General features: G+C 63.2%; 22 protein-coding genes, 1 tRNA gene and 1 pseudogene. 13 read left to right on the top strand and 11 right to left on the bottom strand.

The genetic code is table 11. From position 1 onward, the window contains the following. Positions 1-71: 71 nt before the first annotated feature. From zwf to pgi, 3 genes are read left to right on the top strand one after another with little or no spacing between them, the layout of a single operon-like run. Complete coding sequence (gene zwf, locus OEZ49_RS06840) at positions 72-1508, top strand: glucose-6-phosphate dehydrogenase (protein WP_263387607.1); 1437 nt, start codon at positions 72-74, stop codon at positions 1506-1508. After that, entirely contained in the window at positions 1505-2176 is a 672-nt protein-coding gene (pgl, locus tag OEZ49_RS06835) for a 6-phosphogluconolactonase (protein ID WP_263387606.1), read from the top strand. The genes zwf and pgl overlap by 4 nt, the downstream gene beginning before the upstream one ends. Positions 2177-2185: 9 nt before the next feature. Then, entirely contained in the window at positions 2186-3796 is a 1611-nt protein-coding gene (gene pgi, locus OEZ49_RS06830) for a glucose-6-phosphate isomerase (RefSeq protein ID WP_263387605.1), read from the top strand. A gap of 25 nt (positions 3797-3821) precedes the next feature. Here the strand turns inward: pgi and OEZ49_RS06825 are convergent, their stop codons facing one another. The 4 genes and pseudogenes from OEZ49_RS06825 to OEZ49_RS06810 form a co-directional block, all read right to left on the bottom strand. After that, a complete protein-coding gene (locus OEZ49_RS06825) occupies positions 3822-4037 on the bottom strand; it encodes a hypothetical protein (protein ID WP_263387604.1) in 216 nt (71 codons plus the stop codon). Positions 4038-4180: 143 nt separating this feature from the next. After that, a pseudogene (locus tag OEZ49_RS23025) lies at positions 4181-4303 on the bottom strand (calcium-binding protein); the annotation flags it as partial. Between the two features lie 521 nt (positions 4304-4824). Further along, entirely contained in the window at positions 4825-5232 is a 408-nt protein-coding gene (locus OEZ49_RS06815; RefSeq protein WP_263387602.1) for a hypothetical protein, read from the bottom strand. Between the two features lie 160 nt (positions 5233-5392). Beyond that, positions 5393-5863, bottom strand: a complete 471-nt coding sequence (locus tag OEZ49_RS06810; RefSeq protein WP_263387601.1) for an acyl-CoA thioesterase — start codon at positions 5861-5863, stop codon at positions 5393-5395. Positions 5864-6041: 178 nt separating this feature from the next. Between OEZ49_RS06810 and OEZ49_RS06805 the strand changes: the two genes are divergently transcribed. Continuing rightward, positions 6042-7661, top strand: a complete 1620-nt coding sequence (locus tag OEZ49_RS06805; RefSeq protein WP_263387600.1) for a long-chain-fatty-acid--CoA ligase — start codon at positions 6042-6044, stop codon at positions 7659-7661. Between the two features lie 435 nt (positions 7662-8096). Here the strand turns inward: OEZ49_RS06805 and OEZ49_RS06800 are convergent, their stop codons facing one another. From OEZ49_RS06800 to OEZ49_RS06775, 6 genes are all read right to left on the bottom strand, one after another. Further along, positions 8097-9227 carry a hypothetical protein gene (locus OEZ49_RS06800; protein ID WP_263387599.1) on the bottom strand — a complete coding sequence of 377 codons (1131 nt, stop codon included), beginning with the start codon at positions 9225-9227 and terminating at the stop codon, positions 8097-8099. Between the two features lie 196 nt (positions 9228-9423). Next, positions 9424-9497: transfer RNA gene (locus OEZ49_RS06795), tRNA-Gly, on the bottom strand. A gap of 2 nt (positions 9498-9499) precedes the next feature. Then, on the bottom strand, positions 9500-10387 hold the full coding sequence (locus OEZ49_RS06790; RefSeq protein ID WP_263387598.1) for a class I SAM-dependent methyltransferase: 888 nt from the start codon (positions 10385-10387) through the stop codon (positions 9500-9502). A 22-nt stretch (positions 10388-10409) separates the two neighbouring features. Continuing rightward, positions 10410-12455, bottom strand: a complete 2046-nt coding sequence (locus OEZ49_RS06785; protein ID WP_263387597.1) for an ASKHA domain-containing protein — start codon at positions 12453-12455, stop codon at positions 10410-10412. 139 nt (positions 12456-12594) lie between these two features. Continuing rightward, on the bottom strand, positions 12595-13029 hold the full coding sequence (locus OEZ49_RS06780) for a hypothetical protein (protein ID WP_263387596.1): 435 nt from the start codon (positions 13027-13029) through the stop codon (positions 12595-12597). 89 nt (positions 13030-13118) lie between these two features. Continuing rightward, positions 13119-14276 (bottom strand): CaiB/BaiF CoA transferase family protein, encoded by a 1158-nt coding sequence (locus tag OEZ49_RS06775; RefSeq protein WP_263387595.1) that lies wholly within the window; start codon positions 14274-14276, stop codon positions 13119-13121. Between the two features lie 174 nt (positions 14277-14450). Between OEZ49_RS06775 and guaB the strand changes: the two genes are divergently transcribed. From guaB to OEZ49_RS06750, 5 genes are all read left to right on the top strand, one after another. After that, entirely contained in the window at positions 14451-15899 is a 1449-nt protein-coding gene (guaB, locus tag OEZ49_RS06770) for an IMP dehydrogenase (RefSeq protein WP_164126623.1), read from the top strand. Then, positions 15899-16681 (top strand): MBL fold metallo-hydrolase, encoded by a 783-nt coding sequence (locus tag OEZ49_RS06765; protein WP_263387594.1) that lies wholly within the window; start codon positions 15899-15901, stop codon positions 16679-16681. Before guaB ends, OEZ49_RS06765 begins: the two co-directional genes overlap by 1 nt. Then, positions 16678-17421, top strand: a complete 744-nt coding sequence (locus OEZ49_RS06760; protein ID WP_263387593.1) for an SDR family NAD(P)-dependent oxidoreductase — start codon at positions 16678-16680, stop codon at positions 17419-17421. The genes OEZ49_RS06765 and OEZ49_RS06760 overlap by 4 nt, the downstream gene beginning before the upstream one ends. After that, the gene (locus OEZ49_RS06755) at positions 17418-18593 is read left to right on the top strand and encodes an RsmB/NOP family class I SAM-dependent RNA methyltransferase (protein ID WP_263387592.1); all 1176 of its coding nucleotides are present in this window, start codon (positions 17418-17420) and stop codon (positions 18591-18593) included. The genes OEZ49_RS06760 and OEZ49_RS06755 overlap by 4 nt, the downstream gene beginning before the upstream one ends. Positions 18594-18698: 105 nt before the next feature. Continuing rightward, entirely contained in the window at positions 18699-21005 is a 2307-nt protein-coding gene (locus OEZ49_RS06750; RefSeq protein ID WP_397545651.1) for an ATP-binding protein, read from the top strand. A 6-nt stretch (positions 21006-21011) separates the two neighbouring features. On the opposite strand, the gene OEZ49_RS06745 is transcribed toward OEZ49_RS06750, so the two are convergent. Further along, positions 21012-21605: a gamma-glutamyl kinase gene (locus OEZ49_RS06745; RefSeq protein WP_263387591.1), complete on the bottom strand. Its 594-nt coding sequence runs from the start codon at positions 21603-21605 to the stop codon at positions 21012-21014. 192 nt (positions 21606-21797) lie between these two features. Between OEZ49_RS06745 and recA the strand changes: the two genes are divergently transcribed. From recA to OEZ49_RS06725, 4 genes are all read left to right on the top strand, one after another. Next, the gene (gene recA, locus OEZ49_RS06740; protein WP_263387590.1) at positions 21798-22859 is read left to right on the top strand and encodes a recombinase RecA; all 1062 of its coding nucleotides are present in this window, start codon (positions 21798-21800) and stop codon (positions 22857-22859) included. Positions 22860-23007: 148 nt separating this feature from the next. Beyond that, on the top strand, positions 23008-25680 hold the full coding sequence (gene alaS / locus OEZ49_RS06735; RefSeq protein ID WP_263387589.1) for an alanine--tRNA ligase: 2673 nt from the start codon (positions 23008-23010) through the stop codon (positions 25678-25680). 4 nt (positions 25681-25684) lie between these two features. Beyond that, positions 25685-25972, top strand: a complete 288-nt coding sequence (locus OEZ49_RS06730) for a DUF1330 domain-containing protein (RefSeq protein ID WP_263387588.1) — start codon at positions 25685-25687, stop codon at positions 25970-25972. A 10-nt stretch (positions 25973-25982) separates the two neighbouring features. After that, a complete protein-coding gene (locus OEZ49_RS06725; protein ID WP_263387587.1) occupies positions 25983-26330 on the top strand; it encodes a DMT family protein in 348 nt (115 codons plus the stop codon). Positions 26331-26350: the final 20 nt, after the last annotated feature.

Below are 26350 nucleotides of genomic sequence, written 5' to 3'. Positions count from 1 at the left end.
GATGCAGGGAGAGCAAGATAATGTTTGCGCTAACAGTAGACAGGGCGGCGGCGGGGCGGTAAGGACGGGCCATGGTATCGCGCGTCATTCCTGTCGACCCGTTCGACCTGGTGGTTTTTGGCGGCACGGGCGATCTTGCCCGGCGCAAGATCATGCCTGCGCTGTTCCGGCGCTGTGCGGCGGGGCAGATCCCCGACGGCGCGCGGATCATCGGGGTGGCGCGGCACGGGCACGACGCCGAATCTTACCGGGCACTGATCGCCGAGAGCCTGCGCGGCGAGGGGGCCGATCCCTGTCATTTGGAAGGGTTCTTGCGGCGGCTGGAATACCGGTCGCTGGACGCCACCCGGTCCGAGGGCTGGGACGGGCTGGGCATTGGCATGGGGCAGGGTGTGCGGGCGTTCTATTTCTCGGTCAGCCCCGACCTGTTCGGGGCGCTGGCGGAGCGATTGCACGCGCATGGGCTGGTGACACCCGAGGCGCGCATCGTGGTCGAGAAACCCTTTGGCCATGACCTGGAGAGTGCGCGGGCGCTGAACCGGGTGCTGGCGGCGCATTTCCGCGAGGACCAGATCTATCGCATCGACCATTACCTGGGCAAGGAAACGGTGCAGAACCTGATGGCGGTGCGGTTCGGCAACATGCTGTTCGAGCCGCTGTGGAACAGCCAGTACGTGGACCATATCCAGATCACCGTGGCCGAAAGCGTGGGCGTGGGGGCGCGGGGCGCCTATTACGATAATGCCGGCGCGATGCGGGACATGATGCAGAACCACCTGATGCAGCTCTTGTGCCTGATCGCGATGGAGCCGCCGGCGAAGTTCGACCCGGACGCGGTGCGCGACGAAAAGCTGAAGGTGATCCGGGCGCTGGACGCGGTCAAGCCGCACCATATCGTGCGCGGACAATATGCCGATGGCGAGGGCTGTGGCTATCGCGCCGAGGTGGGCGATCCGCGGACGACGACGGAAACCTATATGGCGCTGAGGGCGCATATCAGCAACTGGCGGTGGGCGGGCACGCCGTTTTACCTGCGCACCGGCAAGCGGCTGGTGGCGCGGTCCTCGGTCATCAACGTGATGTTCAAGGACGCGCCGCATTCGATCTTTGGCGAGGAGGCGGGTCGTCATGCCAATGTGCTGTCGATCCGGTTGCAGCCGAACGAGGGGATCACGCTGAAGGTGACGATCAAGGAGCCGGGGCCGGGCGGCATGCGGCTGGTCGATGTGCCGCTGGACATGAGCTTTGCCGAGGCGCTGGGGCCGGAGAACCAGAACCCGCCCGACGCCTATGAACGCTTGATCATGGATGTGATCAGGGGCAACCAGACCCTGTTCATGCGTGGTGACGAGGTCGAGGCCGCCTGGGCCTGGACCGATCCGATCATCGCCGGATGGCAGGCGCGGGGCGATGTGCCCAAACCCTATGAGTGTGGCAGTACCGGGCCGGGCGACGCCGAGCTGCTGATGAAACGTGACGGTCGCCGCTGGCAGGGGATAAATCCATGAACATACTCGACTATCCTGATCGCGAGATGCTGGCCATCGACCTTGCCAATCACCTGGCCGGTGAGCTGGAAGCGGCGCTGCTGACCCATGAGACGGTGACGATGGCGGTGCCGGGCGGCACCACGCCGGGGCCGGTATACGACAGCCTGTGCGCGGCGGATGTGGACTGGCACCGGGTGATCGTGCTGCCGACCGACGAACGCTGTGTGCCGCAGACGGACTTGCGTTCGAACGCGCGGCTGATCGGTGAGCGGTTGTTGGTGAACCGGGCCAGCGCGGCGCGGTTCCTGCCGCTCTATGTCGAAGGGGCCGAGCCCGAGGATTGCCTGGCCGAGATCGAGGCGACCCTGGTGCCGAACCTGCCGATCTCGGTTCTGGTGCTGGGCATGGGGGCGGATATGCACACCGCCTCGCTGTTCCCGGGCATGCCGGGGCTGGAGGCGGCGCTGGATGGCGATGCGCCCGCATTGGCGGTGGCGCGGCCCCAGACCCAGCCAGAGGCACGGATCACGCTGACCGGGCCGGTTCTGGACGGGGCCTTGTCGAAACATCTGATCATCTATGGCGAGGCCAAGCGCGCGGCGCTGGAGCGGGCGATTTCGATGCCACCCGAGGAGGCGCCGATTACGGCGGTTCTGGACGGAATAACAATACATTGGGCTGAATAGGTAATTTTCATGTTTGACGATTTGAACGCATTGCACGCCGGTCTGGGCGGGCGCCGGATTGTTGACCTTTTTGCAGGCGATCCTGACCGCGCGGCGGGGTTCTCGGTCCGCGCGGGCGAGATGCTGCTGGATTACTCCAAGACGCAAGTGGACGCGGAGGTGTGCGCTGCGCTGGTGGCGCTGTGCGACCGGGCCGGGCTGGCCGCGCGTCGCGACGCGATGTTTTCTGGCGCCCCGATCAACGAGACCGAGGGGCGCGCGGTGCTGCACACCGCGCTGCGCAACCTCGACGGTAAACCGGTGCGGGTGGACGGTGCCGATGTGATGCCCGAGGTGCGGGCGACGCTGGACCGGATGCGCGAGTTTGCGGGCGCGGTGCGGTCGGGCCGGATCGCGGGCGCGGGCGGCGGTTATACCGATGTGGTCAATATCGGCATCGGCGGCTCGGACCTGGGACCGGCGATGGCGGTGCTGGCGCTGGCGCCCTATCACGACGGGCCGCGCTGCCATTTCGTGTCGAACGTCGACGGGGCGCATGTTGCCGACACTTTGCGCGGGCTCGATCCGGCGCGAACGCTGGTGATTGTCGCCTCGAAGACATTCACGACCATCGAGACGATGACCAATGCGCGCACGGCGCGCGACTGGATGGTGGCGGGCGGTGGCGATCCGGCGCGGCAGTTTGCGGCCGTGTCGACGGCCGAGGACCGGACCGCCGAATTTGGCATACCGGCAGGCCATGTCTTTGGCTTCGCCGATTGGGTCGGCGGGCGCTACTCGATGTGGGGGCCGATCGGGCTGAGCCTGATGCTGGCGGTGGGGCCCGAGGATTTCGACGCCTTCCTGCGCGGCGGGCAGGAGATGGACCGGCATTTCCGGACCGCGCCCTGGACCCAGAACATGCCGGTGATGCTGGCGCTGGTGGGGATTTGGCATCATCAGGTCTGCGGTTATCCCAGCCGGGCGGTGTTGCCTTATGACCAACGACTGGCGCGGCTGCCGGCCTATTTCCAGCAGCTGGAAATGGAATCCAACGGCAAGTCAGTGGCGATGGATGGCACGCCATTGGCGCAAGCGGCGGGGCCTATTGTCTGGGGCGAGCCGGGCACCAATGGGCAGCACGCGTTTTACCAGCTGATCCATCAGGGCAAACAGGTTGTGCCCTGCGAATTCATGCTGGCGGCGCGCGGGCATGAGCCCGAGCTGGCGCATCATCACCGGCTGCTGGTGGCCAATTGCCTGGCGCAATCCGAGGCGCTGATGCGCGGCCGTCCACTGGAGGCGGCGCGCCGGATCGTGTCGGACAAGGGGTTTGAGGGTGCCGAACTGGAACGGCAGGCGCGGCACCGGGTGTTCGAGGGCAACCGCCCGTCCACCACGCTGGTCTATCCGAAACTGACGCCCGGAGTTCTGGGCGCGATCATCGCGCTTTACGAACACCGGGTCTTTGTCGAAGGGGTGATCATGGGCATCAACACGTTCGACCAGTGGGGGGTGGAACTGGGCAAGGAACTGGCCACCTCGCTGGGCCCCATCGTGGATGGGAGCGAAAGCTCCGAGGGCAAGGACGGCTCGACCGCGGCGCTGGTCGATTTTGTGCACAGGAACGCGGGCGGCTGACGCCCTCGCCCGCGTTCAGAGCGTCTCAGACCTCGATCGTCAGGCTATCGCGGCCCGAGGCATCGGACGGGAATTCGATGACGATGCGGTCGATCTGCTCGGCATTGGCGAATTCGACCCATTTTTGGCCCGGGGTAGCGCCGGGCCCGGCATATTCGACAGCCAGTTCGACCAGAACCCGGGTGCCGTCGCTGCCGGTGCGGTAGGTGGTGAGGATGTCGATGTCGTCGCGGCTGAACATCTCGCCGTCGAGGAGGAGGGCATCGCCTTCGTCCGCGTTGTAATCGTGCAGGACAGTTGTGCTGTGGCCGGGAGACGCTGCGAAGAAGCGGTCGGCGCCAGCACCGCCCAGACATTGTCGCGACCCCGGCCGCCATAGAGGAAATCGTTGCCCTCGCCGCCGAACAGGAAATCATCGTCCATGCCGCCCGAGATCACGTCATCGCCGGCGCCGCCAGCGACGGTATCACCGCCAAAGCCGCCGCTGAGCGTGTCATTGCCATCCATCCCGTGAATATAGTCGGCGAAGTTGATCTCTGGCCAATACGCTCCTTCGTGCGACACGACCTGGTCGTCTCCAGCGCCGCCAAACACCGTATCGGCAGCGTTGCCATGGCCGATCTGGTCATTGCCGTCGCCGCCGTTCAGGATGGCCCCGAGGGTCGCCGGAGCGGAACTGATGGCGCCATTCAAGACGTCATCGCCAGCAAGCCCCAGAAGGCGTCCGCCCTGGCTTTGCAGGGACAGATGGTCGTTCTCCTCGGTGCCCGTCTGGGTCACGCGCAACCGGTCGTCTTGGACCAGGGCACCGTCCACCAGACCGAATTGCCAGACGCCGTCGACCCCGGTGTTCCCGGGGCGGTCATCGAGTTGATCCTGCCCGTCTTGCGAGTCGCCGAACCAGACGAAATTGGAAAGGTCATCCGTGGAAATGAAGCCCATTTCGAATGATACGGTTAATAACGTGAGGGGATCCTGGATATTTTCGTATCGAAAGATGATCTCGGCATCGCCCGCGCCCCGGTCGATCAGTTCCAGCTGGAACACCTGCGGGAGGCATCGCGCTTTTCGGGACTGACCCCCCGCCAGGTCACCACAACCGAATCTCGCTCGGTGTTCAGGTCGAAAAAGACACCCAGATTGTCGAGGCCTGGGCCTTCCTCGAAGTCCAGCTTTTCGAAAAATGGCGTGATGGTCGGCGCGCCGTTGTCGAGAAATGCACTTGAGCCATCGAATGATACGCCGCCATCCTTGTGGGCGGCGATGAACGTTTCGGTCGAATTGCCAAAGCGAAACCCGTTTTCGAAGATCGGCGTGATATCGAAATATGCGCTGGTGCCGTAATAAGCCGGTAGCGGGTCCCGGTGCTGAATGATGCGTTCGCCCAGGGGCAGAAGAGAATTGTCGGAAACCGAAGAGAACTCGAAAGATGGCATTGGGGTGTCCCGGAGTTTGATATTAAACGGAAATACCCAATAATTTCCCGCAATGGTTACAGGGTCAATGATCGATGCTATTTTAGGCAGAATTTAATGAACGAGTTTCGGTTGGAGTTTTTCAGGCTATGGTGCACGCCTGTAACGCTCTGAGCGGTCGCTAACCCGGTTGCGCCCCGTCGCGGCGGATGAACTGTTCTGTCAGGCGGGCGGGCAGGGGGTATTTGCCCGAGCCGTCGGGCATCATCGCCACCATCACCGCCTCAAGCCGGGCGCGCAGGTCGCCGGACCAGAGCTGCTGCTCCATTGTGAAAGAGGACTGGCGAAAGCCGGTGACGCGGGCGGTGACGATGTAATCCTCGTCCTGCACCATTTCGCGGACGTAGTGCAGGTTGGCGTTGCGGATCACGATCCGGGGTTCCGGCCCGTCGAAGAACGGCCGACAGAAGTTGTTCACATAGGCAACGCGCAGGGTTTCGAACCACTCGACATAGGCCTTGTTGTTGACGTGGTTGAGGATGTCGAGCTCGGCGAACCGCACCCGGTCGGCCAGCGCCAGCGGTTGCGGGGCGGTCAGGCCGTGGGCCAGTTGTTCCTGCGCGGAAAGCGGTGTGTGATATCGAAGTTGCATGACATCGGGCTAACTGTCGTGGCGGCACATGACAAGCGGGATATTGTCATGGCTTGCAGGTCTTGGCAGGGTGCCAGCGAGGGACGGGTCGGGGCGGCGCATGCGCGTCGCGATCCTGTGAACAATGGGAGGCTCTGCCACCGGTGGCCGGTGCGCGGAGTAAAGAGAGGAGATGTCCATGTTCGGACAGATGATGACGCAGCCGCTGGTGATTTCGTCTTTGATCGACCATGCCGCATGCTATCACCGGGAGACACCGATCTGGTCGGTGAACACCGGCGGCGGGATCGAGGAGACGAGCTGGGCCGGGATCGCGGCCAATGCGCGGCGCATGGGCTCGGCCCTGACGCGGCTGGGGCTGGCGCCGCAGGCCCGGGTGGCGACGCTGGCCTGGAACAACCGGCGTCATCTGGAACTTTATTACGGGGTGTCGGGGGCAGGTTTCGTGCTGCACACGATCAACCCGCGCCTGTTCCCTGAGCAGCTGATCTATATCATCAACCATGCCGAGGATAAGGTCATCTTTTTCGATGCCACCTTTGTGCCGCTGATCGCGGGCATCCGCGAGCATCTGGTCGGGGTCGAGCATCTGGTGCTGATGGGGCCGCGCGATGATGCGGCCGCGGCGGCGATTCCAGGGCTGGAGTTCTTTGACGAACTGATCGAGACGGGCGATGCCGGGTTCGACTGGCCGGAGCTGGACGAGCGCACCGCGTCGAGCCTGTGCTATACCTCGGGCACCACCGGACATCCCAAGGGCGTGCTTTATTCGCATCGCTCCACCATGCTGCACAGTTTCGGCTCGAACACGCCCGACTGTATCGGCTTCTCGGCTGCTGACGTGGTGCTGCCGGTGGTGCCGATGTTCCATGTCAACGCCTGGGGCACGCCCTATGCCTGCGCTATGGTGGGCGCCAGTATGGTGCTGCCGGGGCCGGACCTGCATGGCGATGCGCTGGTGGGGCTGATCGACACCTATGACGTCACCATCGCGCTGGGGGTTCCCACGATCTGGCAGGGGCTGTTGACGGTGGCCAAGGCCAAGGGCAGCAGGCTGGAGAGCCTGACGCGCACAGTGATCGGCGGCTCGGCCTGCCCGCCGTCGATGATCGCCACCTTCCGCGACGTTTACGGCGTGGATACGATCCATGCCTGGGGCATGTCCGAGATGAGCCCGCTGGGCACCACCAACCGGCCATTGGCCAAACACCGGGCGCTGCCGGTCGAGGCGCAGCACAAGCTGCGCGAGAACCAGGGGCGGCCGCCCTATGGGGTCGAGCTGAAGATCGTCGATGACGATGGCAACACGCTGCCCAACGACGGCGTGACGCAGGGCGATCTGATGGTGCGCGGGCACTGGGTGCTGGACGGGTATTTCCAGATGCAGGACACTGCCGTCTTGCAGGACGGCTGGTTTGCCACCGGCGATGTGGCGACGCTGGACCCGGATGGATACATGACCATCCGCGACCGGTCCAAGGACATCATCAAGTCGGGTGGCGAATGGATCAGCTCGGTCGAGCTGGAGAATATCGCCGTGGCCCATCCCAAGCTGGCCACCGCTGCCGTGGTCGGTGTGCCGCATCCCAAATGGGACGAACGCCCGCTCTTGGTGGCGGTCAAGGCCGAAGGAGAAGACCCCAGCGAGCCGGAACTGCTGGAGTTTTTCGACGGGAAGATCGCCAAGTGGCAGGTGCCGGACAGGGCGGTGTTTGTCGATGCGCTGCCGCTGAACGCCACGGGCAAAGTGCTGAAGCGAACCCTGCGGGACCAATTCAAGGATGCGCTGACCGGGTGAGCCGGGCGGAATCGGAAATCGGGGATTTCCAGCACAGAAAACATATGTTTTCCGTGCTGGAAAACAGCTGCGTCAGATTCTTTGACGGAAATATTGGAGCGGGTAGCGTGTTTCCATCTGAGGGACGAATCTCGAAAAAACATATTAAATACAAATAGTTGATTTTAGATGCGCAAGCTTGTGTAGCAAAAATGTTACAGGATTTTGTTGCAGAGTCGAAGCATCTAAGTTTGGCATTCTGGCAATGCTCGAGTTCCGCGTTCAACCCTTTAAGCAAAGAACCACAAAATCCGCCAATGTCGCCCACAGCATTTTTAGGTGTTCTGGCTATACATTGAAATTCGGCGAGTGGACGTACCTGTTCAAGGTGTCCATTGAAACGATCACATCGCCTTGTTTCAATTTTTTAAGGAAACCCATGTACTTGTTGTCGATCTAGCCGGCATCATACAAGTGTTGGGCCGCTTTCGCGACTTGGATCGCCAACTTGTCGTTAGCGTGGATTGCAGCAACCTTTTGCTGCTGTACGTAGTGCTCCAAGCTTAGTTCTAGCAGGACTCGCAATAAAACAGAGATCGCGTTGGGGTGCTCGGTCAGTGTCAGCTTGAACTGAAGTTCTTCCCAGATATCGCGCACTCTGTGCTGACGGCCTGTCCACGTTACTCCGTATTCGATGTTTGGAATTAGGTGTGGCCAGGTCGTTGGTTTCGGTGGTTTAGGAGGCCTGAGCTTCGGAGGTAGCGGCGCGGGTGGCGGTGGGGTTGGCGATGGCGACGGATCACTAGCGGAAGGCAAAACTCCTTGCAATTCGAGGTTGTCGATGTAAAGTAGTTTGGCTTCCGCATCCCAAATGTCATCAAGGGTAATTACTCTAGTTGCGAGGTCGGAAGCTACTCGGCTCAGTGCCTGCAAAGACGCCTGCTCATTTCGGATGAATTCAAACTTACCCTTTTTCACAGAAAAGCCGAGACGGTTGCGAATACTTTCGGCGGAAAGCAGGCGGTTCAGATTTGAGCGTGGGATCTTCTTCCTTGGTAGGAGTTTGGCGTTTCTTAGGTACTCTTCGATTGCGTCGGCAATATTGAGCCCTCGGCCTTTCCCAGTTCTGAGAACGAAGTTGTTCTTCATCCGATCATCCCAGGTGCTTTGACCAATGCCGTTCTGCACGCCCGTGTGTCTGCGGAATAGGATGTCGTCTACTCGTTCCTTATTGTCTTCAACACGGCACTCAATTTTAGTTGGAAAGTCTCCCCCCCATTCTGAACGCAGTTTTCGGAAGAACTCTTGTAACTCCACCGTAGGCGCACGTTTCGGTTCGGCTAAGAGCTTCAGGCACGTTGTCCGCCGATTACCATCCGCGACAATGAACTTACCGTCCTTGCGATAAACCAAGGGTGGCTCGAAAACCTCTCCTTCTTCCACAAGGTCTTTCGCGAGGTTTCGCATGTGTTGTTCCCTAAGTGCGAACAATTGAGCAATCGCAGCGGTCTCGTTTTCCAACTCTCCATGCCTATCGTTTGCGGGATTAACCAAGAGTGAACTTAGCGGTAAATCGCGATAGGCCATCTTTAGAATCTCAAAAATTTCAACTTCAGTATGTCTAACAGTGGATGCTACTCGCCCGCAATTGGGCGGTTAGTCGCCCTGTCGAGCGATGATCCAAAGGGTCTGCTAGTCTGTTGCTGGAGGGCCGTGATGTTGCGGGACTTACCGAAAATAACCCAGCAATATCTATGGGTTGCAACTTAGAGCGCAAGCGATATGGAGCGGGTAGCGGGAATCGAACCCGCACTTCAGGCTTGGGAAGCCGGCGCGCTACCACTACACCATACCCGCGCTCACCGGGATCGAATACGCAAGTGTCGAAGCGGCGTCAAGCGGTTCCGGCGCGTCGGGCCTGGAACAGGTTGATGGTGGCGGGCAGGCGAACATGGTCCGAGATAGGGGGTCAGGGCTGTTGTGACGGCGCCCTGGATGGTGGTCTCGTCCTCCGATGTGCCGCCGAAATGGGCAAGTACCCGCGCCGCGGGCCCCAGGCGGGTGCAGAGTGCGGCGGCCCCCGTGAGCCCACCGGGCGGGGTCAGTTTCATTTCGACAGCTTGCGCTTCGATTTCTGTCAGTCCGGCCTTGGTCATCATGCCGATGACCCGGTCGATATCGTGAAACGCCAGCGGTCCGGGCGCGTTGCGGTCGACCTTGGGCGGCTGGCCCAGATGGTCGGTTGCGGCGCGGTGCGGGATGTAGAACCAGGGGTTCACAGCCAGCGGCCCCCAGGCGGCAAAGGTCATATGACCGCCAGGCTTCAACCCTTTAGCGATATTAGCAAATGCCGCCACGCTGTCGGAAAAGAACATCATGCCAAAGCGCGAGATCATCGCGTCGCGGTCGGCGGGGTAAAACGGCTCGGTCTGGGCATCGGCGACAGCAAAATCAACGTTGTCCAGCGCGCGGGTGCGTTGCCGGGCGCGGTCGAGAAAGGGGGCCGAGATATCGGCCCCAAGCACATGGCCGGTCGGTCCAACTGCCTGTGCGGCGGCAAGCGTGGTGTCACCGACGCCGCAGCCGATATCCAGCACACGCTGGCCCGGTTTCAGTTCCGCATGGTCAAGGATCAGATCCACCACAGGCGCGAAGACGCCGGCGATATGCTCCTCGAAAGTCAGCCATTTTTGGCCCGAAGCGGAGTTTCCCCAATATTCCGCCTGATCTTGATTCGTGGTCTGCATAGTTTCCCCCCTTCGGGGGGCATCATGCCCTGCGGCGGCGGCGGCGGCCAGACCCGTCGTCGTCCCCGCCGCCGGTGTTGAAGGACACCTTCGGCAGGGTGACGACCGAGTAGAGGTCCGGGAACGGGTCGGTCTTGTGCGGGATTGCGTTGGCGGCCACGAAATGATCCTGGAACTTGGGTTCGATCGCGGTTTCGACCTTGGTGATCTCGCGCACCACCCGCTCGATCTCGGCCCGGGCGCCGATGTTCGACAGGGCGATACGGGCACCGGTGCCGGCGGCATTGCCGGCGCTGGTGACCTTGTCGAGCGGAGCGTCGGGGATCATCCCCAGAACCATCGCATGCTTGGTGGAGATATGGGCGCCAAAGGCCCCGGCCAGCACGATACGGTCGACACGCTCGACCCCCATCTCGTCCATCAAGAGGCGCGCACCGGCATAAAGCGCCGATTTCGCCAGCTGGATGGCGCGGATGTCGCCCTGGGTCACGGTGATGCGCGGGCCGCCGGTTTCCGAGGCGTCGTGCAAGAGGTAGGAATGGGTGCGCCCCTCGGGCACGCAGCGGGGGGTGCCGGTCTGCTCGGCCGAGCCGATCAGGCCGCTTTCGTCCAGAAGGCCCGCCATGCGCATCTCGGCCACAGCCTCGATGATGCCGGAGCCGCAGATGCCGGTGATACCGGTGGTGGAGATATCGGTGTCAAAGCCCTCTTCGTCGGACCATTTGTCGGAGCCAATGACGCGGAAGCGCGGTTCCTTGGTGACGGGGTCGATTTCGATCCGCTCGATGGCGCCGGGGGCGGCGCGCTGGCCCGAGCTGATCTGCGCGCCCTCGAAGGCGGGGCCGGTGGGCGAGGAACAGGCCAGCACGCGGGTGGTGTTGCCCAGAAGGATCTCGGCATTGGTGCCGACATCGGCGATCAGTACCAGATCCTCGGACTTGCCCGGTTCCTCGGACAGCGCGACGGCGGCGCAGTCGGCGCCCACATGACCCGCGATGCAGGGCAGGATATAGACCTGCGCCCGCGGGTTCATCGCATCGAGCCCCATCTCGCGGGCGGGCAACGACAGGCTGTCAGAGGTGGTGAGCGCAAAGGGCGCCTGGCCGAGTTCGACCGGGTCTAGGCCCAAGAGCAGGTGGTGCATCACCGGGTTACAGACGAACACGGTTTCGACGATCTGGCGCGGCTCGATGCCGCCTTCGGCCGCGATGGAGCGGGTGAGGTCGTTGATCGCCTCGCGCACGGCCGTCGTCATCTCGCGGTCGCCGCCGGGGTTCATCATCGAATAGCTGACCCGGCTCATCAGGTCCTCGCCAAAGCGGATCTGGGGGTTCATCAGGCCGGAGGAGGCCTTGACCTCGCCATTGCGCAGGTCGCACAAGTGGGCTGCGATGGTGGTGGAGCCGAGGTCGATGGCAAGGCCATAGATCCGTTCCTCGGAATAGCCGGGCCAGATTTCAAGAATGCGGTGGCTGGTGTCGTTGTGTCCCTTGTGCAGGGCGACGGTGACCTTCCATTCGCCCTTGCGCAGGGCCGGTTGCAGCTTGGCCAGCAGCGATAGGTCGGCAGTCACCTCGCCAATGCCCCATTGCGCCTTGAGCGCGCGTTGCAGACGTTCGAGATCGCCGGTCGGCTCGTGCATGTCGGGTTCCTCGACCGCGACGAAATAGAGATGCGTGGCCGGGTCCATGGTGATGGTGCGGGCCGTGGCGGCCTTGCGCACCACCTGGCGGTGGACCTGGCTTTCCGGGGGTACGTCGATCACCACGTCGCCCTGAACGGTGGCCTGGCAGCCCAGGCGACGACCCTCTTTCAGGCCGCGCTTGTCCTGATAGCGCTGTTCGACCGCGTTCCATTCGCTGAGCGCGCCGTCGCGCACGGTGACGCCATGTTTGGGAAATTCGCCATATGACGGCGTGATCTGGCATTTCGAGCAGATGCCGCGCCCGCCGCAGACCGAATCGAGATCGACGCCTAACTGCCGTGCGGCCGTCAGGATCGGTGTGCCAACGGGGAAGTACCCGCGTTTGCCCGAGGGGGTGAATACGACGAGGGGATCGCTGCTCATGACTTTTGCCTTCCGGAGTACCGATTATGCGCGACCATATTGTGTTTTGCGCCAGCGGAAAGGCGGTGGGCGGCATTTTCCTGCCCGGGGGCGGCATTCAGGTGAAAAAGATGTGGTCTGGATGCGGGTTAAGCCGGGGTCAGGCCGGGGACATTGTCAGGAAGTGGCGAGCCTCGTCCAGCGTTATGCAGACCCGGGCACTGACACGGTCGCCAAAGCGGGACAGGGTATTGGCCTCCCAATCGGCAACCCAGGCATCGTTCTGGCCGGAGTCGGGCAGGGGCGGGATGAGCACGAACTTCCGCAATGGCGAATCGAGGATCGCGACGCGAAAAGCGTCGCTGCTGACCCATTCATAGTCACGTTCGGAAAGCGCATGTGGCGAGGTCGAGACATCGGCAACCCAGTGTTCGACCTTGTTGGTGCGCACCCAGGCCAGCGCCGCCAGAACCGCGTCTCTGACGCGGGTTCCTTCATCATATTCGCTGTACCATTTCAGATAGACTGCCTGAAGCTCGGGGTGCCAGGTGACCCGGACCAGACCCTCGGCATGGTGAACGACAAATTCCGCCATCGGGTTCGCTCCTTGTGTGGTGCCAGCCTGAGGGTCAGATTACCCGGTTTTGGCAGAAAACTCCATCGCGGGTGGTATGGCCCGTGGTTTCAGTCTTCTGGCGCCCGATCGAGCCACGCAAGGATCGCGGCGCGGTTTTCATCCAGCGCGGGCGCGGGCGCGCGCGTCTTGGGGTCGGGCAGGGCCGACATCTTGATCGGGTTGCCGGCAGCGATATATGCCGGGGCGCCGTCGCGGTCCAGAATGTCGACCACCATGTTGCGGGCACGGATCTGGGGGTCTTGCAAGACCTCGGCCACGTTCTGGATCGGTCCGGTGGGGACGCCCGCGCGGGTCAGCAGGTCGATCCAGTGCGCCTTGGGCCGGTCGAGCGTCACCGCTTCGATAAGGCGTTTCAAGAGGCGGGCGTTCTGACAGCGGGCCGGGTTGGTGGCAAAGCGCGGATCACCGGCGAGCGGCAGTTGAAGCGCGGTACACAGCTTGGCAAAGAGCGGGTCGTTTCCGGCCGCGATGACAAAGAGGCCGTCCTCGGCATGGAAGGTTTCGAACGGGGTGATCGAGGGGTGGCGCGCGCCCGAGGGGCGCGGCGGTTCGCCGGTTACGGTGGTGATGGCGATGGCATGTTCCAACAGTGCCAACTGGCTGTCGAGCATGGAGATGTCGATCTTCTGCCCCTTGCCGCCGCGCTCGACCTCAAGCCGGGCGGCCAGCACGCCCTGCACCAGAAACATCCCCGCCACGATATCGCCGATCGAAGCTCCGACGCGCACCGGTTCGCGGTCGCGCTCGCCGGTGATCGACATCACCCCGCCGCGCGCCTGGACAACCATGTCATATGCGGGGCGCTCGGCCTCGGGGCCGGTGTGGCCAAAGCCCGAGACCGCGCCATAGATCAGCTTGGGATGCCGCGCATGCAGCGCCTCCCAGCCATAGCCCAGACGCTCCATCACGCCGGGACGGTAGTTTTCCAGAAGGATGTCGGCGCGGGCCAGAAGCCGGTCGAAGATCGCGCGATCCTCCGGCGATTTCAGGTCCAGCGCGATGCTTTCCTTGCCGTGGTTGATGGCGGCGAAATAGGCGCTTTCGCCGTCCTTGAACGGCGGAAAGGCGCGGGTATCGTCGCCGCTGCCGGGGCGTTCCACCTTGATCACGCGCGCCCCCAGATCGGCCAGCGTCATGCTGGCATAGGGTCCGGCCAGCACATGGGTCAGGTCGAGAATGACGGTGCCATCGAGGGGGCCGGGCATGGGCTGTTCCTTTGTCTGTTTGCGCACACATAGCGATAGCGCGGCAGGGTGACAGTGCCTTGACACAGATCAGGTTCGGGGTGGGGCCGGGTTTTCTTGCCTCAGGCCCTTTTCCCTCTCGGGTAACTGTGCCATAGGGTCACCGCCAAACGGGATTATGCATGGGGACAGCATATGCAGATTCGTGAGGCTCTCACCTTTGACGACGTTCTTCTGGTTCCGGCGGCCTCGTCGGTGCTGCCCTCGACGGCCGATACCAGGACACGGGTGACGCGCGAGATCAAGCTGAACATTCCGCTCTTGAGCTCGGCCATGGACACGGTGACCGAGGCGCGCATGGCGATTGCCATGGCGCAGGCGGGCGGCATGGGCGTGATTCACAAGAACCTCGGGATCGAGGAACAGGCGCGCGAAGTCCGCCGGGTGAAGCGGTTTGAAAGCGGTATCGTCTATAACCCGGTCACCCTGAAGCCGAACCAGACCATCGCGGATGCGCGGGCGCTGGTGGAACGCTACAACTTCACCGGCTTTCCGGTGGTGGACGACAAGGGCCATATCGTCGGCATCGTCACCAACCGCGACATGCGCTTCGCCACCAGCGATGACATGCCGGTGAGCGCGGTGATGACCACCAACGACCTGGCAATGCTGGCCGAACCCGCGGATCTGGATCAGGCCAAGAGCCTGATGCGGGCGCGGCGGATCGAAAAGCTGCTGGTACATGATGGCAAGGGGCGGCTGACCGGCCTGTTGACGCTGAAGGACACCGAACAGGCGGTGTTGAACCCGACGGCCTGCAAGGACGAGCTGGGCCGGTTGCGGGTGGCGGCGGCCAGTTCGGTGGGCGACAGCGGATTTGCCCGGTCCGAGGCGCTGATCGATGCGGGCGTCGATATCGTGGTGGTCGATACCGCGCATGGCCATTCGGCAGGCGTGATCGAGGCGGTCAAGCGGATCAAGGCGCAGTCGAACGCGGTTCAGGTGATCGCGGGTAACGTGGCCACCGCCGAGGCTACAAAGGCGCTGATCGACGCGGGCGCCGATGCGGTCAAGGTCGGCATCGGGCCGGGCTCGATCTGTACCACGCGGATGGTGGCGGGCGTGGGCGTGCCGCAGCTGAGCGCAATCATGGATTGCGCGGGTGCGGCGGGCGACGTGCCGGTGATCGCCGATGGCGGCATCAAGTTCTCGGGCGATTTCGCCAAGGCGATTGCGGCGGGGGCGTCCTGTGCCATGGTCGGTTCGATGATCGCGGGCACCGATGAAAGCCCGGGAGAAGTCATTCTCTATCAAGGCCGTAGCTTCAAGAGTTACCGTGGTATGGGCAGCCTTGGGGCGATGGCGCGCGGCTCGGCCGACCGCTACTTCCAGAAGGACGCGGCCAGCGACAAGCTGGTGCCCGAAGGGATCGAGGGGCAGGTGCCTTACAAGGGCTCGGCCAGTGCGGTGATCCACCAGCTGGTGGGCGGCCTGCGCGCGGCGATGGGCTATACCGGCTGCGCCACCGTGGCCGAGATGCGCCAGAACTGCCAGTTCGTGAAGATCACCGGCGCGGGGTTGAAGGAAAGCCACGTCCATGACGTGCAGATCACCCGTGAAAGCCCCAACTACCGGATCGGCTGATGACGGACGATACTTTCAGAGCGGGTCCGTGGCGGATTACCTGCCTTGTCGATGGCGGGCTGACCTTTGGCACGGATGTCTTTCCCCAGGTTGCCGGTGAGCGGCAAGCCGAGTTGCTGGCCGCTGCCGGGCTGGGTGGGGCCGAGACCGAGTTCAACGCCTATGTGCTGCGGCATGACGACGGGCGGGTCTGGCTGGTCGATACCGGCTGTGGCGCGGCCTTTGGCGCGGCGGGCGGTCAGATGCCCGAGCAGCTGGCCGCGATGGGGATCGCGCCGTTGGATGTGAGCCGGGTGATCTTTACCCATCTGCATGGCGATCATTGCGGTGGCGCGCTGGTGGACGGGGCGCCGGTCTATGCCGTGGCCGAGGTGGTGGTGCATGCGCGCGAGGCCGCGCATTGGCGCGGCACCGAGGGCTTGGGCGCGCTGGTGCTGACGGCCTGTGGCGACGCCCTTTGCTGTGTCGAGGATGACGCGGATCTGGGAGATGGCATTGCGGTCTGGGCCCTGCCGGGTCACACGCCCGGTCATATGGGTCTGAAAATCGGCGAGGATCTGGTTCTGGCCGGGGACATCATCCATTCAGAGGCGCTGCAACTGCCCGATCCGGAGAATGCGACCAAGTATGACGTCGACGGACCGCTGGCACTGGCCAGCCGACGCGCGGCGCTGGCCGAGATCGCGGACAAGGGTCTGGTCTGGGCCGGCAGCCACATGATCGGCGCCAAGTTCGCGCGGCTGGAGCGCGACGGTTCGGGATACCGGAAAACCCCCTTATGAAACGGGCGCTGGTCACCGGGGCCGGGGCCGCTGATGGCATCGGATTCGCTTGCGCGCGTGCGCTTTGCCGGGCCGGATGCCGGGTGGCCATCTGTGCGACCACAGACCGTATTCACGAGCGGGCCGCCGCGCTGCGGGCGGAGGGGCTGGACGTGTCGGCGCATGTCGCCGATCTGACTGAGGTCGATCAGGTGGCGCGGCTGCGCGCGGCGGTCGGCGCGGTCGATATTCTGGTGAACAATGCCGGGATGGGCTCGGTCGGCGCACCGGCTTTGCAAGCCGGGTTTCTGGAGATGGCCATTGAAGAGTGGGATCATGCGATGGACGCCAGCCTGCGAACCACGGTGCTGACGACGCGCGCATTTCTGCCCGACATGGTCCGGGCCGGTTGGGGGCGGGTGGTGATGATGGCCTCGGTCACCGGCCCGATGGTGTCGAACCCGGGCGAAGCGGCCTATTCCGCCGCCAAGGCGGCGATGGTCGGCCTGACCCATGCGCTGGCGCTGGAACAGGCCGCGCATGGCGTGACGGTGAACGCGGTGGCGCCCGGCTGGATCGCCACGGGCGCCTCGACCGCCGAGGAGCTGGTCGCCGCCCGGGCAACGCCGCCGGGGCGGGCCGGAACCCCCGAGGAGGTGGCGGCAGTGGCCGCGTTTCTGGCCTCGGAGGCCGCGTCTTATGTCAATGGCGCGGTCATTGTGGTCGACGGCGGCAATATCCTTCAGGAGCGCAAGGCATGACGCCGGGGGCGCGGGTGCAGGCCGCCATCGAGATCCTGGACGAGATCCTGGAGGGCAGGCCCGCCGAACAGGCGCTGACCACCTGGGCGCGGCGTTCACGGTTTGCCGGGTCCAAGGATCGCGCCGCGATCCGCGACCATGTGTTCGACGCGCTGCGCGGGCGGCGGTCGCTGGCCGCGCTTGGGGGGGCTGCGACCGGGCGCGGGCTGATGATCGGGCTGGTGCGCGCGCAGGGCGGTGATGTGGATGGCTTGTTCTCGGGCGTGGGGCATGCGCCGGAGCCGGTGACAGAGGCGGAGCGCGCCAAGGCGCGCGATCCTGCCCCGGGGGCCGAGGCGGCGGATATTCCCGACTGGCTCTGGCCCCGGTTTCAGGCCGCTCTGGGTGCCCGCGCCGAAGAGGCGGGGCGGATCATGCAGACCCGCGCACCGCTGCATCTGCGGGCCAACCTGTTGCGCACGGACCGGGCCGGGGCGATTGCCGCCCTCGCCGCCGGCGGGATCAAGGCAGTGACCCATCCGGCTTGCGAAACCGCGCTTGAGGTGACGGAGGGAGCGCGCCAGGTGGCCCGGTCGCAGGCCTATCTGGATGGCTTGGTCGAGTTGCAGGATGCCGCCAGTCAGGCGATCGTGGCGCGGCTGCCTCTGCAACCGGGCGCGCGGGCTCTGGACTATTGCGCGGGCGGGGGCGGCAAGACCCTGGCGCTGGCCGCACGCACAGAGGGCGAGGTTCTGGCCCATGACGCCGCCCCGCAACGCATGCGCGACCTGCCGGAACGTGCGGCGCGTGCCGGTGCCAAGGTGCGGCTGCTTGCGACCGAGGGCCTGGACCGGGAGGCGCCCTTTGATCTGGTGCTGACCGATGTGCCCTGTTCGGGCAGTGGCTCGTGGCGGCGTGCGCCCGATGGCAAATGGGCCCTGACGCCAGAGCGGCTGGCGGAACTTGGGCACCTCCAGCAGGCGATTTTGCAGCGCGCGGCGGAGTTGGTCGCGGCGGATGGGGTGCTGGCCTATGCCACCTGTTCGATGTTGCATGACGAAAACGGTGACGTTGTTGCCGATTTCCTGGCGGCGCATCCGGATTGGCGTTTGAGCGAAGAGGCGCATTGGACCGTTCTGGATGGAACCGATGGATTCTTTCTAGCGGTATTGACGCGAGTGGGCGTCAAGTAATATCAACTTAAGGGAGAGTATCCGGCACAAAATAAGCGCGCGTTAAAGCGGGCTTAACCTTGGGTGCGCGACAAACACGAGTGATTCAGACGACGGAGCCGGAATTTGACCGATCTTACCGCCTCGATCCTGTCGACACCAAATGGTCAGCGCGGCGCCGGCGCGCGGATTGCGGTGCTGTTCATTCTGGCTGTGACGGCGTTGGGCCTGGCCTGGTTCTGGGAAATGCCTGATTTCGCCCGCAAGGCTTTGATCGCGGCGGGGGCATCCTCGATCCTGGTAACCGCTTGGCTGGCGCTGCGGCTGCGCGGACAGCGCGGGGTGAAAGGGCAGGTGCGGGATCTTCTCTCGGGCTTTATCGAAAAGGATGCGACGCCAAGTTTCGTCACCGATGACGACGGGTTGATCCAGGCGCGCAACCTGGCCGCATCCGAGCGGTTTTCGGGGACACAGGACCAGACGCTGGCGGCAACGCTGAGGGCGATCTTTGGCAATCCATCGGCGGTCCTCTACCGGTTGCAGGTGCGCTCGCGGCTGGAGGGAAATGCGCGCGAGGATATCGTGACCCGGCGCGGCCATATCCGCCTGTCTGTCCATACGCTTGGCAGTGATGCCTTTCTATGGCGGGTCGAGGATATTTCTGACCAGTCTGCCGCCGACAGCCGCGCCGACGCTTTGCCCTTGCCGATGCTGACGATCGGACGGGGCGGCGCGATCTTGTTCATGAACGAGGCGGCGCGGAGTTTTATCGGGTCGCGGGTCAAATCGCTCGACCGGCTGTTTGTGCAGATGCCCTACCGGGTCGACGAGATAAACCATGTCACGGTTGCCGATGGCGCCGCGCCCGCCATCGTCGTGGAACTTGCCAGCGGCCCCGGCCGGCAAGAGCTGTTCCTGATCCCGGTCAAGGGGGAGATCGAAAAGGTGCACAGTCCGGATTTCGCGACGCTGCCCGTGGCGATGATGCGGCTTTCCCCAACCGGACGGATTCTGGACACGAACCGGATGGCGCAGGATCTGATTGGCGGGCCGGTTGAGCCGGACACATCGCTGGAGCAGTTGATGCAGGGTCTTGGCCGTCCGATCCCGGACTGGCTGAGCCAGGCCCTGGACGAAACCGCGGCGCCGCGGTCCGAGTTTCTGCGGCTGTCGAGCCGGGATCGCGAGGTGTTTGTCCAGGTGACCCTGAGCCCGATTACCAACCATGGTGAAAAGGGGCTGATTGCGGTGTTGAACGATGCCACCGAGCTGAAGACGCTGGAGGCGCAGTTCGTGCAGAGCCAGAAGATGCAGGCCGTGGGACAGCTTGCTGGCGGCGTTGCGCATGATTTTAACAATCTTCTGACCGCCATTTCCGGCCATTGCGACCTGCTGCTGCTGCGGCATGATCATGGAGACCCGGATTACGGCGATCTGGTCCAAATCAACCAGAACGCCAACCGCGCGGCGGCGCTGGTCAGCCAGTTGCTGGCCTTTTCTCGCAAACAGACGCTACGGCCAGAGGTGTTGGACTTGCGCGACACCTTGGCGGACCTAATTCACCTGTTGAACCGGCTGGTGGGCGAAAAGGTCACCCTGACCCTCAGCCACGACCCGGCGCTGAAATCCGTACGGGCCGACAAGCGTCAGCTGGAGCAGGTTCTGATGAACCTTGTCGTAAACGCCCGCGACGCCATGCCGAAGGGCGGCGAAATCCGGATCGAGACAGAGGTGATTACTCTCAATGAACCGCTGGAGCGGGACCGGGCGACCTTGCCGAGCGGCGAGTATGTGAGCGTCAAGGTGCGTGACGAGGGCATCGGGATCGAACCCAACAAGCTGCAAAAGATCTTTGAGCCCTTTTACACAACCAAGCGCACCGGCGAGGGAACCGGCCTGGGATTGTCCACCGTCTATGGCATCGTGAAGCAGACCGGCGGCTACATCTTTGTCGACAGCGTGTTGGGCAAGGGCACTGAGTTCACCCTGTATTTTCCCGCTTTTCAGGCGCGTCAGCAGCCGCCCGTGCAGGAGATCGTGATTAAAGATAAATCCGCCAACCGTCACCATGGTGGCGTCGTGCTGCTGGTCGAGGATGAGGCGCCGGTGCGTGCTTTTGCCTCGCGCGCGCTGAGATTGCGGGGTTACACGGTGCTGGAAGCGGAATCGGCCGAGGATGCGCTACGTTTGCTAGAGGATCCCGACCTGACCGTGGATGTCTTTGTGACCGATGTGGTGATGCCGGGCCTCGATGGTCCGACCTGGGTGCGCCAGGCTCTGGCCGAGCGGCCACAGGTTCGGGTGGTCTTTGTCTCTGGATACTCCGAAGGCGCCTTTGGCGATTCCGACGCGGACATCCCGAATTCGGTGTTCCTGCCCAAGCCGTTCTCGTTGAACCAACTCACCGAAACGGTGCAGCAGCAATTGCACTGAAATCTTTCAAAACGCGCGCGCGTGCAGTTCGAACTCTTCGGCGAATTTCCGGCGGAAGCGCTCGGCAATTCCGGGGTCCAGCACCAGTTCGATCGCCGGAGAAACATTTTCACGCGGCAGGGTAATCGCGGTGGAGAGGCGGGTTTCGAGAAACGCGATGATGCCGGATTGATTCTCGTATTTGAACAGATGCGTCGCGCTACATCCACCCGGGCGAGGGGTGAGAAAGCGCAACTGGCTGCCGACATTGGCAAACGTCGGGCGCTTGCCCTGCATATATGCTGTCACGAAGTCGTCGAAGGGAATATCATGGGTCGAGTTCGGCTTGCCTACCATGAAGGGGCGCCGCCGGTAGCGATACCAGCTACCGAGCCAGTCAATAGGTTCACGCACAACTGCCATGATCTCCATTTCGACGCCGAACATCTTGGAGAAGATCGGGCGAAAGAACCGGTCATAGCGGTAGATCGGCGCATGTTTCAGCTCGGGCGGGTCGGACACCACAATGTCAGCCCGTGTCCGCAGTGCCGATTGGAACGCTGTGGTGCCGGTCTTGGGGACCGAAAGAAGAACCAGACGTTCCTTAAAGAAAACAAGCATTTAACACCCAATATCTCCTGTCCGGCAGGAAATTCTTCAGACATAAACCACTCTTTAACACAAATGGAAAAAGCTCGGATAGGAAAGATTTTGTTTGAAATGTTCTCTATTTGATCTCATAAGGAACAAGGGGTGAACAAAGCAGCGATTGCCGCCCGGGACGGCGTGTGACACAAGGAAGGGGACAGGATAATGGCGGATCTTCTGACAATGAGCAGCAAACAGAACGCGGACAAGCAAAAGGCGCTGGACAGCGCACTGGCCCAGATCGAACGGCAGTTCGGCAAAGGCTCGATCATGAAACTGGGCGGCGACAACGCTATCCAGGAAATCGAAGCAAGTTCGACCGGCTCGCTGGGGTTGGATATCGCGCTGGGGATCGGCGGCCTGCCGATGGGCCGGATTATCGAGATCTATGGACCGGAAAGCTCGGGCAAGACCACGCTGACCCTGCATTGCATCGCCGAGCAGCAGAAGCGCGGCGGTGTCTGTGCCTTTGTCGATGCCGAACATGCGCTCGACCCGCAATATGCCCGCAAGCTGGGTGTTGATCTGAACGAGCTGTTGATCAGCCAGCCCGACACCGGTGAACAGGCGCTGGAGATCACCGACACGCTGGTGCGCTCGGGCGCGGTTAACATGGTGGTGGTCGATTCGGTCGCCGCGCTGACCCCGAAATCTGAACTTGAAGGCGACATGGGCGATTCCAGCGTCGGCGTGCAGGCCCGCCTGATGAGCCAGGCGATGCGCAAGCTGACGGGCTCGATCAGCCGGTCGAAATGCATGGTGATCTTCATCAACCAGATCCGGATGAAGATTGGAGTGATGTTCGGCAGCCCGGAAACCACCACCGGTGGCAACGCGCTGAAATTCTACAGTTCGGTCCGCCTGGATATCCGCCGCATCGGTGCCATCAAGGACCGCGACGAGGTTGTGGGCAACGCCACCCGCGTCAAGGTGGTCAAGAACAAGGTAGCGCCACCCTTCAAGCAGGTAGAATTCGACATCATGTATGGCGAGGGTATCTCGAAGACCGGCGAATTGCTGGATCTGGGTGTAAAGGCGGGCGTTGTCGAAAAATCGGGCAGCTGGTTTTCGTATGGCGACGAACGGATTGGCCAGGGACGCGAGAATGCCAAGACCTTTCTAAAGGAAAACAGCAAGATAGCTCTTGAAATCGAAGACAAGATCCGTGCCTCGCACGGGTTGGAGTTCGACATGGGGTCGAGCGACGACGATATCCTTGAGGCCTGAAGCTGTCCAGGCTGATGCTTTCGAAGAAAAGAGAGGGCGGTCCAGTGGGGCCGCCTTTTCTCTTTGCGACGAAGGGGGCTGTGGACAGGGGGGCAGGCTGCCGCTAAACCAGCGCAGACCCTGCCGATTTCGCGCCGAGAGAGCCAGAATGCCCAGCCTGAACGACATCCGATCGACCTTTTTGAACTATTTCGCAAAACAGGGGCATACGATCGTCCCCTCCAGCCCATTGGTGCCGCGCAACGACCCGACGCTGATGTTCACCAATTCCGGCATGGTGCAGTTCAAGAACTGCTTCACCGGGGTGGACAAACGCGACTATGTCCGCGCCACCACCGCGCAGAAATGTGTTCGGGCAGGCGGCAAGCACAATGACCTGGACAATGTGGGCTATACCGCGCGGCATCACACGTTTTTCGAGATGCTGGGCAACTTCTCCTTTGGCGACTACTTCAAGTTCGAGGCGATCCCATTTGCCTGGGAACTGATTACCCGCGATTTCGACATCCCCAAGGACAAGCTTTACACCACCGTCTATCACACCGATGACGAGGCTTTCGAGATCTGGAAGAAGGTGGGCGTGCCCGAGAGCCGGATCATCCGCATCGCCACCTCGGACAATTTCTGGCAGATGGGCCCGACCGGCCCCTGCGGCCCCTGCACCGAGATTTTCTATGACCATGGCGACCATATCTGGGGCGGCCCTCCGGGCAGCCCGGAAGAGGATGGCGACCGGTTCATCGAGATCTGGAACATCGTTTTCATGCAGAACGAGAAGTTCGAGGACGGCTCGATGATCGATCTGGACATGCAGTCGATCGACACCGGCATGGGGCTGGAACGGATCGGCGCGCTGCTCCAGGGTAGCCATGACAATTATGACACCGACCTGTTCAAGGCGCTGATCGAGGCCTCGGCAGATGCCACCAGCATCGATCCCTATGGGGATCAGAACGTGCATCACCGGGTGATCGCGGATCACCTGCGCTCGACCTCTTTCCTGATTGCCGACGGGGTGATGCCCAGCAATGACGGGCGCGGTTATGTGCTGCGCCGGATCATGCGGCGGGCGATGCGGCACGCCCACCTGTTGGGCGCAAAGGATCCGGTGATGCACAGGCTGGTGCGCACGCTGGTCGGCCAGATGGGCGCGGCCTATCCCGAGCTGGGCCGGGCGCAGGCGCTGATCGAAGAGACGCTGTTGCTGGAGGAAACCCGGTTCAAGCAGACGCTGGACCGCGGTCTGAAGCTGCTCGATGACGAGTTGGGCGCGCTGCCCGAGGGCGCGCCGCTGCCGGGCGAGGCTGCGTTCAAGCTTTATGACACCTATGGCTTTCCGCTGGACCTGACGCAGGACGCGCTGCGCGAAAAGGGCCGCAAGGTGGATACCGACGGGTTCGACACGGCCATGGCCGAGCAGAAGGCAAAGGCGCGCGCCGCCTGGGCCGGCTCGGGCGAGGCGGCGGATAATGCCGTGTGGTTCGACGTGCTGGATGTTGCGGGTGCCACCGATTTCCTGGGTTATGACACCGAAAAGGCCGAAGGCCAGGTGCTGGCGCTGGTGGTTGATGGGGCCCGGGCGGACAAGATCGCCGAGGGCGGCAGCGGCTGGGTGGTGACCAACCAGACCCCGTTCTATGGCGAGGCGGGCGGCCAGGTGGGGGATACCGGCGTGATCCGTCGGCTGGAGAACCGCGATCACGTGGCCCTGGTCGAGGACACGCGCAAATTCGCCGATGGCAAGGTCTATGCCCACAAGGTGACGATGGAGCGCGGCACGCTGGCCAGGGGCGATGCGGTCGAGCTGGAGGTGGATCATGCCCGCCGCGGCGCCATCCGGGCCAACCACTCGGCCACGCACCTGCTGCATGAAGCGCTGCGCGAGGCCCTGGGCGATCATGTGGCGCAGCGCGGCTCGCTGAACGCGGCTGACCGGCTGCGCTTCGACTTCAGCCATGCCAAGGCGCTGAGCGAGGCGGAACTAGCGCAGGTCGGGGCCGAGGTGAACCGGTTCATCCGGCAGAATTCCAAGGTCGAGACCCGGATCATGACCCCCGACGATGCCCGCGCCATCGGAGCGCAGGCGCTCTTTGGCGAGAAATACGGCGACGAGGTGCGGGTGGTGTCGATGGGCCGGGCCGAAACCGGCAAGGGTGCCGATGGCAAGACCTGGTCGATCGAGCTGTGCGGCGGCACCCATGTGGCGCAGACCGGCGATATCGGCATGTTCGTGATCCTGGGCGACAGCGCGTCGAGCGCCGGGGTGCGCCGGATCGAGGCGCTGACCGGGCAGGCGGCCTTTGAGCACCTGTCGCAGGAGGTGTCGCGTCTGTCCGAAGTGACCGCGATGCTCAAGGCGCAACCGGCCGAGGTGGCCGAGCGGGTGCGGGCGCTGTTGGACGAGCGCAAGACCTTGCAGAACGAGGTGGCGCAGCTGCGCCGGGATCTGGCCATGGCCGGAGGGGCCGGGCAGGCCGGTGGCGCCGAGACGCGCGAGGTGGGCGGTGTGCCGTTCCTGACGCAGGTGCTGTCGGGGGTGTCGGGCAAGGATCTGCCGGCGCTGATCGACGAACACAAGAGCCGCATCGGCTCGGGCGCGGTGCTGCTGATTGCTGATACCGGGGGCAAGGCCGCTGTTGCGGCTGGGGTGACCGAGGATCTGACGGCCCGTGTTTCTGCTGTGGATCTGGTCAAGGCGGCGGTTGCGGCGCTTGGCGGCAAGGGTGGCGGTGGCCGCCCCGACATGGCGCAGGGCGGCGGTCAGGACGCGGGCAACGCGGATGCGGCGATCAAGGCCGCCGAACAGGTTCTGGGAGGATAAGACGATGGGCGCACTCTGGATTGCACATGTGACGGTGACCGATGCCGAGGCTTATGGCAAATATGCCGAGCTGGCCGGTCCCGCCATCGCCAAGCATGGTGGCACCTTCATCGCGCGCGGCGGTCGGTTCGTGCAGCTCGAAGGCAAGGAGCGGCCGCGCAACGTGGTGGCGCGCTTTCCATCGGTCGAAGCGGCGGTCGATTGTTACAACTCGCCCGAATACCAGGAGGCGCTGAGCCATGCGCGCGGCGCCTCGGAACGCGAGTTGATGGTGGTCGAGACCAGCGAATGACAGGCCGGGGATGACGCCCGCGCATCTGCTGCCGCTGGTTTTGTTGGCAGCCTCGAATGTCTTCATGACATTCGCGTGGTACGGGCATCTGAAATTCCCCGGCAAACCGCTGGCTGTGGTCATCCTGGTCAGCTGGGGCATTGCCCTGATCGAATACTGCCTTGCGGTGCCTGCCAACCGGATCGGGCACCGCGTCTATACGGCGGCGGAACTGAAGACGATGCAGGAGGTCATTACCCTGATCGTCTTTGCCGGGTTTTCCGTGCTTTTCCTGAAGGAAGCGCTGACCGTGAATCACGCCATCGGGTTCGGCTTCATCGCGTTGGGGGCGTGGTTCGTGTTTCGCGGGCCGTTCTGAACGAAAAAGGGCGCAACCGG

Source organism: Ruegeria marisflavi, from assembly GCF_025673445.1.
Taxonomy (GTDB): Bacteria; Pseudomonadota; Alphaproteobacteria; order Rhodobacterales; family Rhodobacteraceae; genus Ruegeria_B; species Ruegeria_B marisflavi.
The sequence above is the reverse complement of the archived record's forward strand: the minus strand, read 5'-3'. Positions and strand labels throughout refer to the sequence as shown.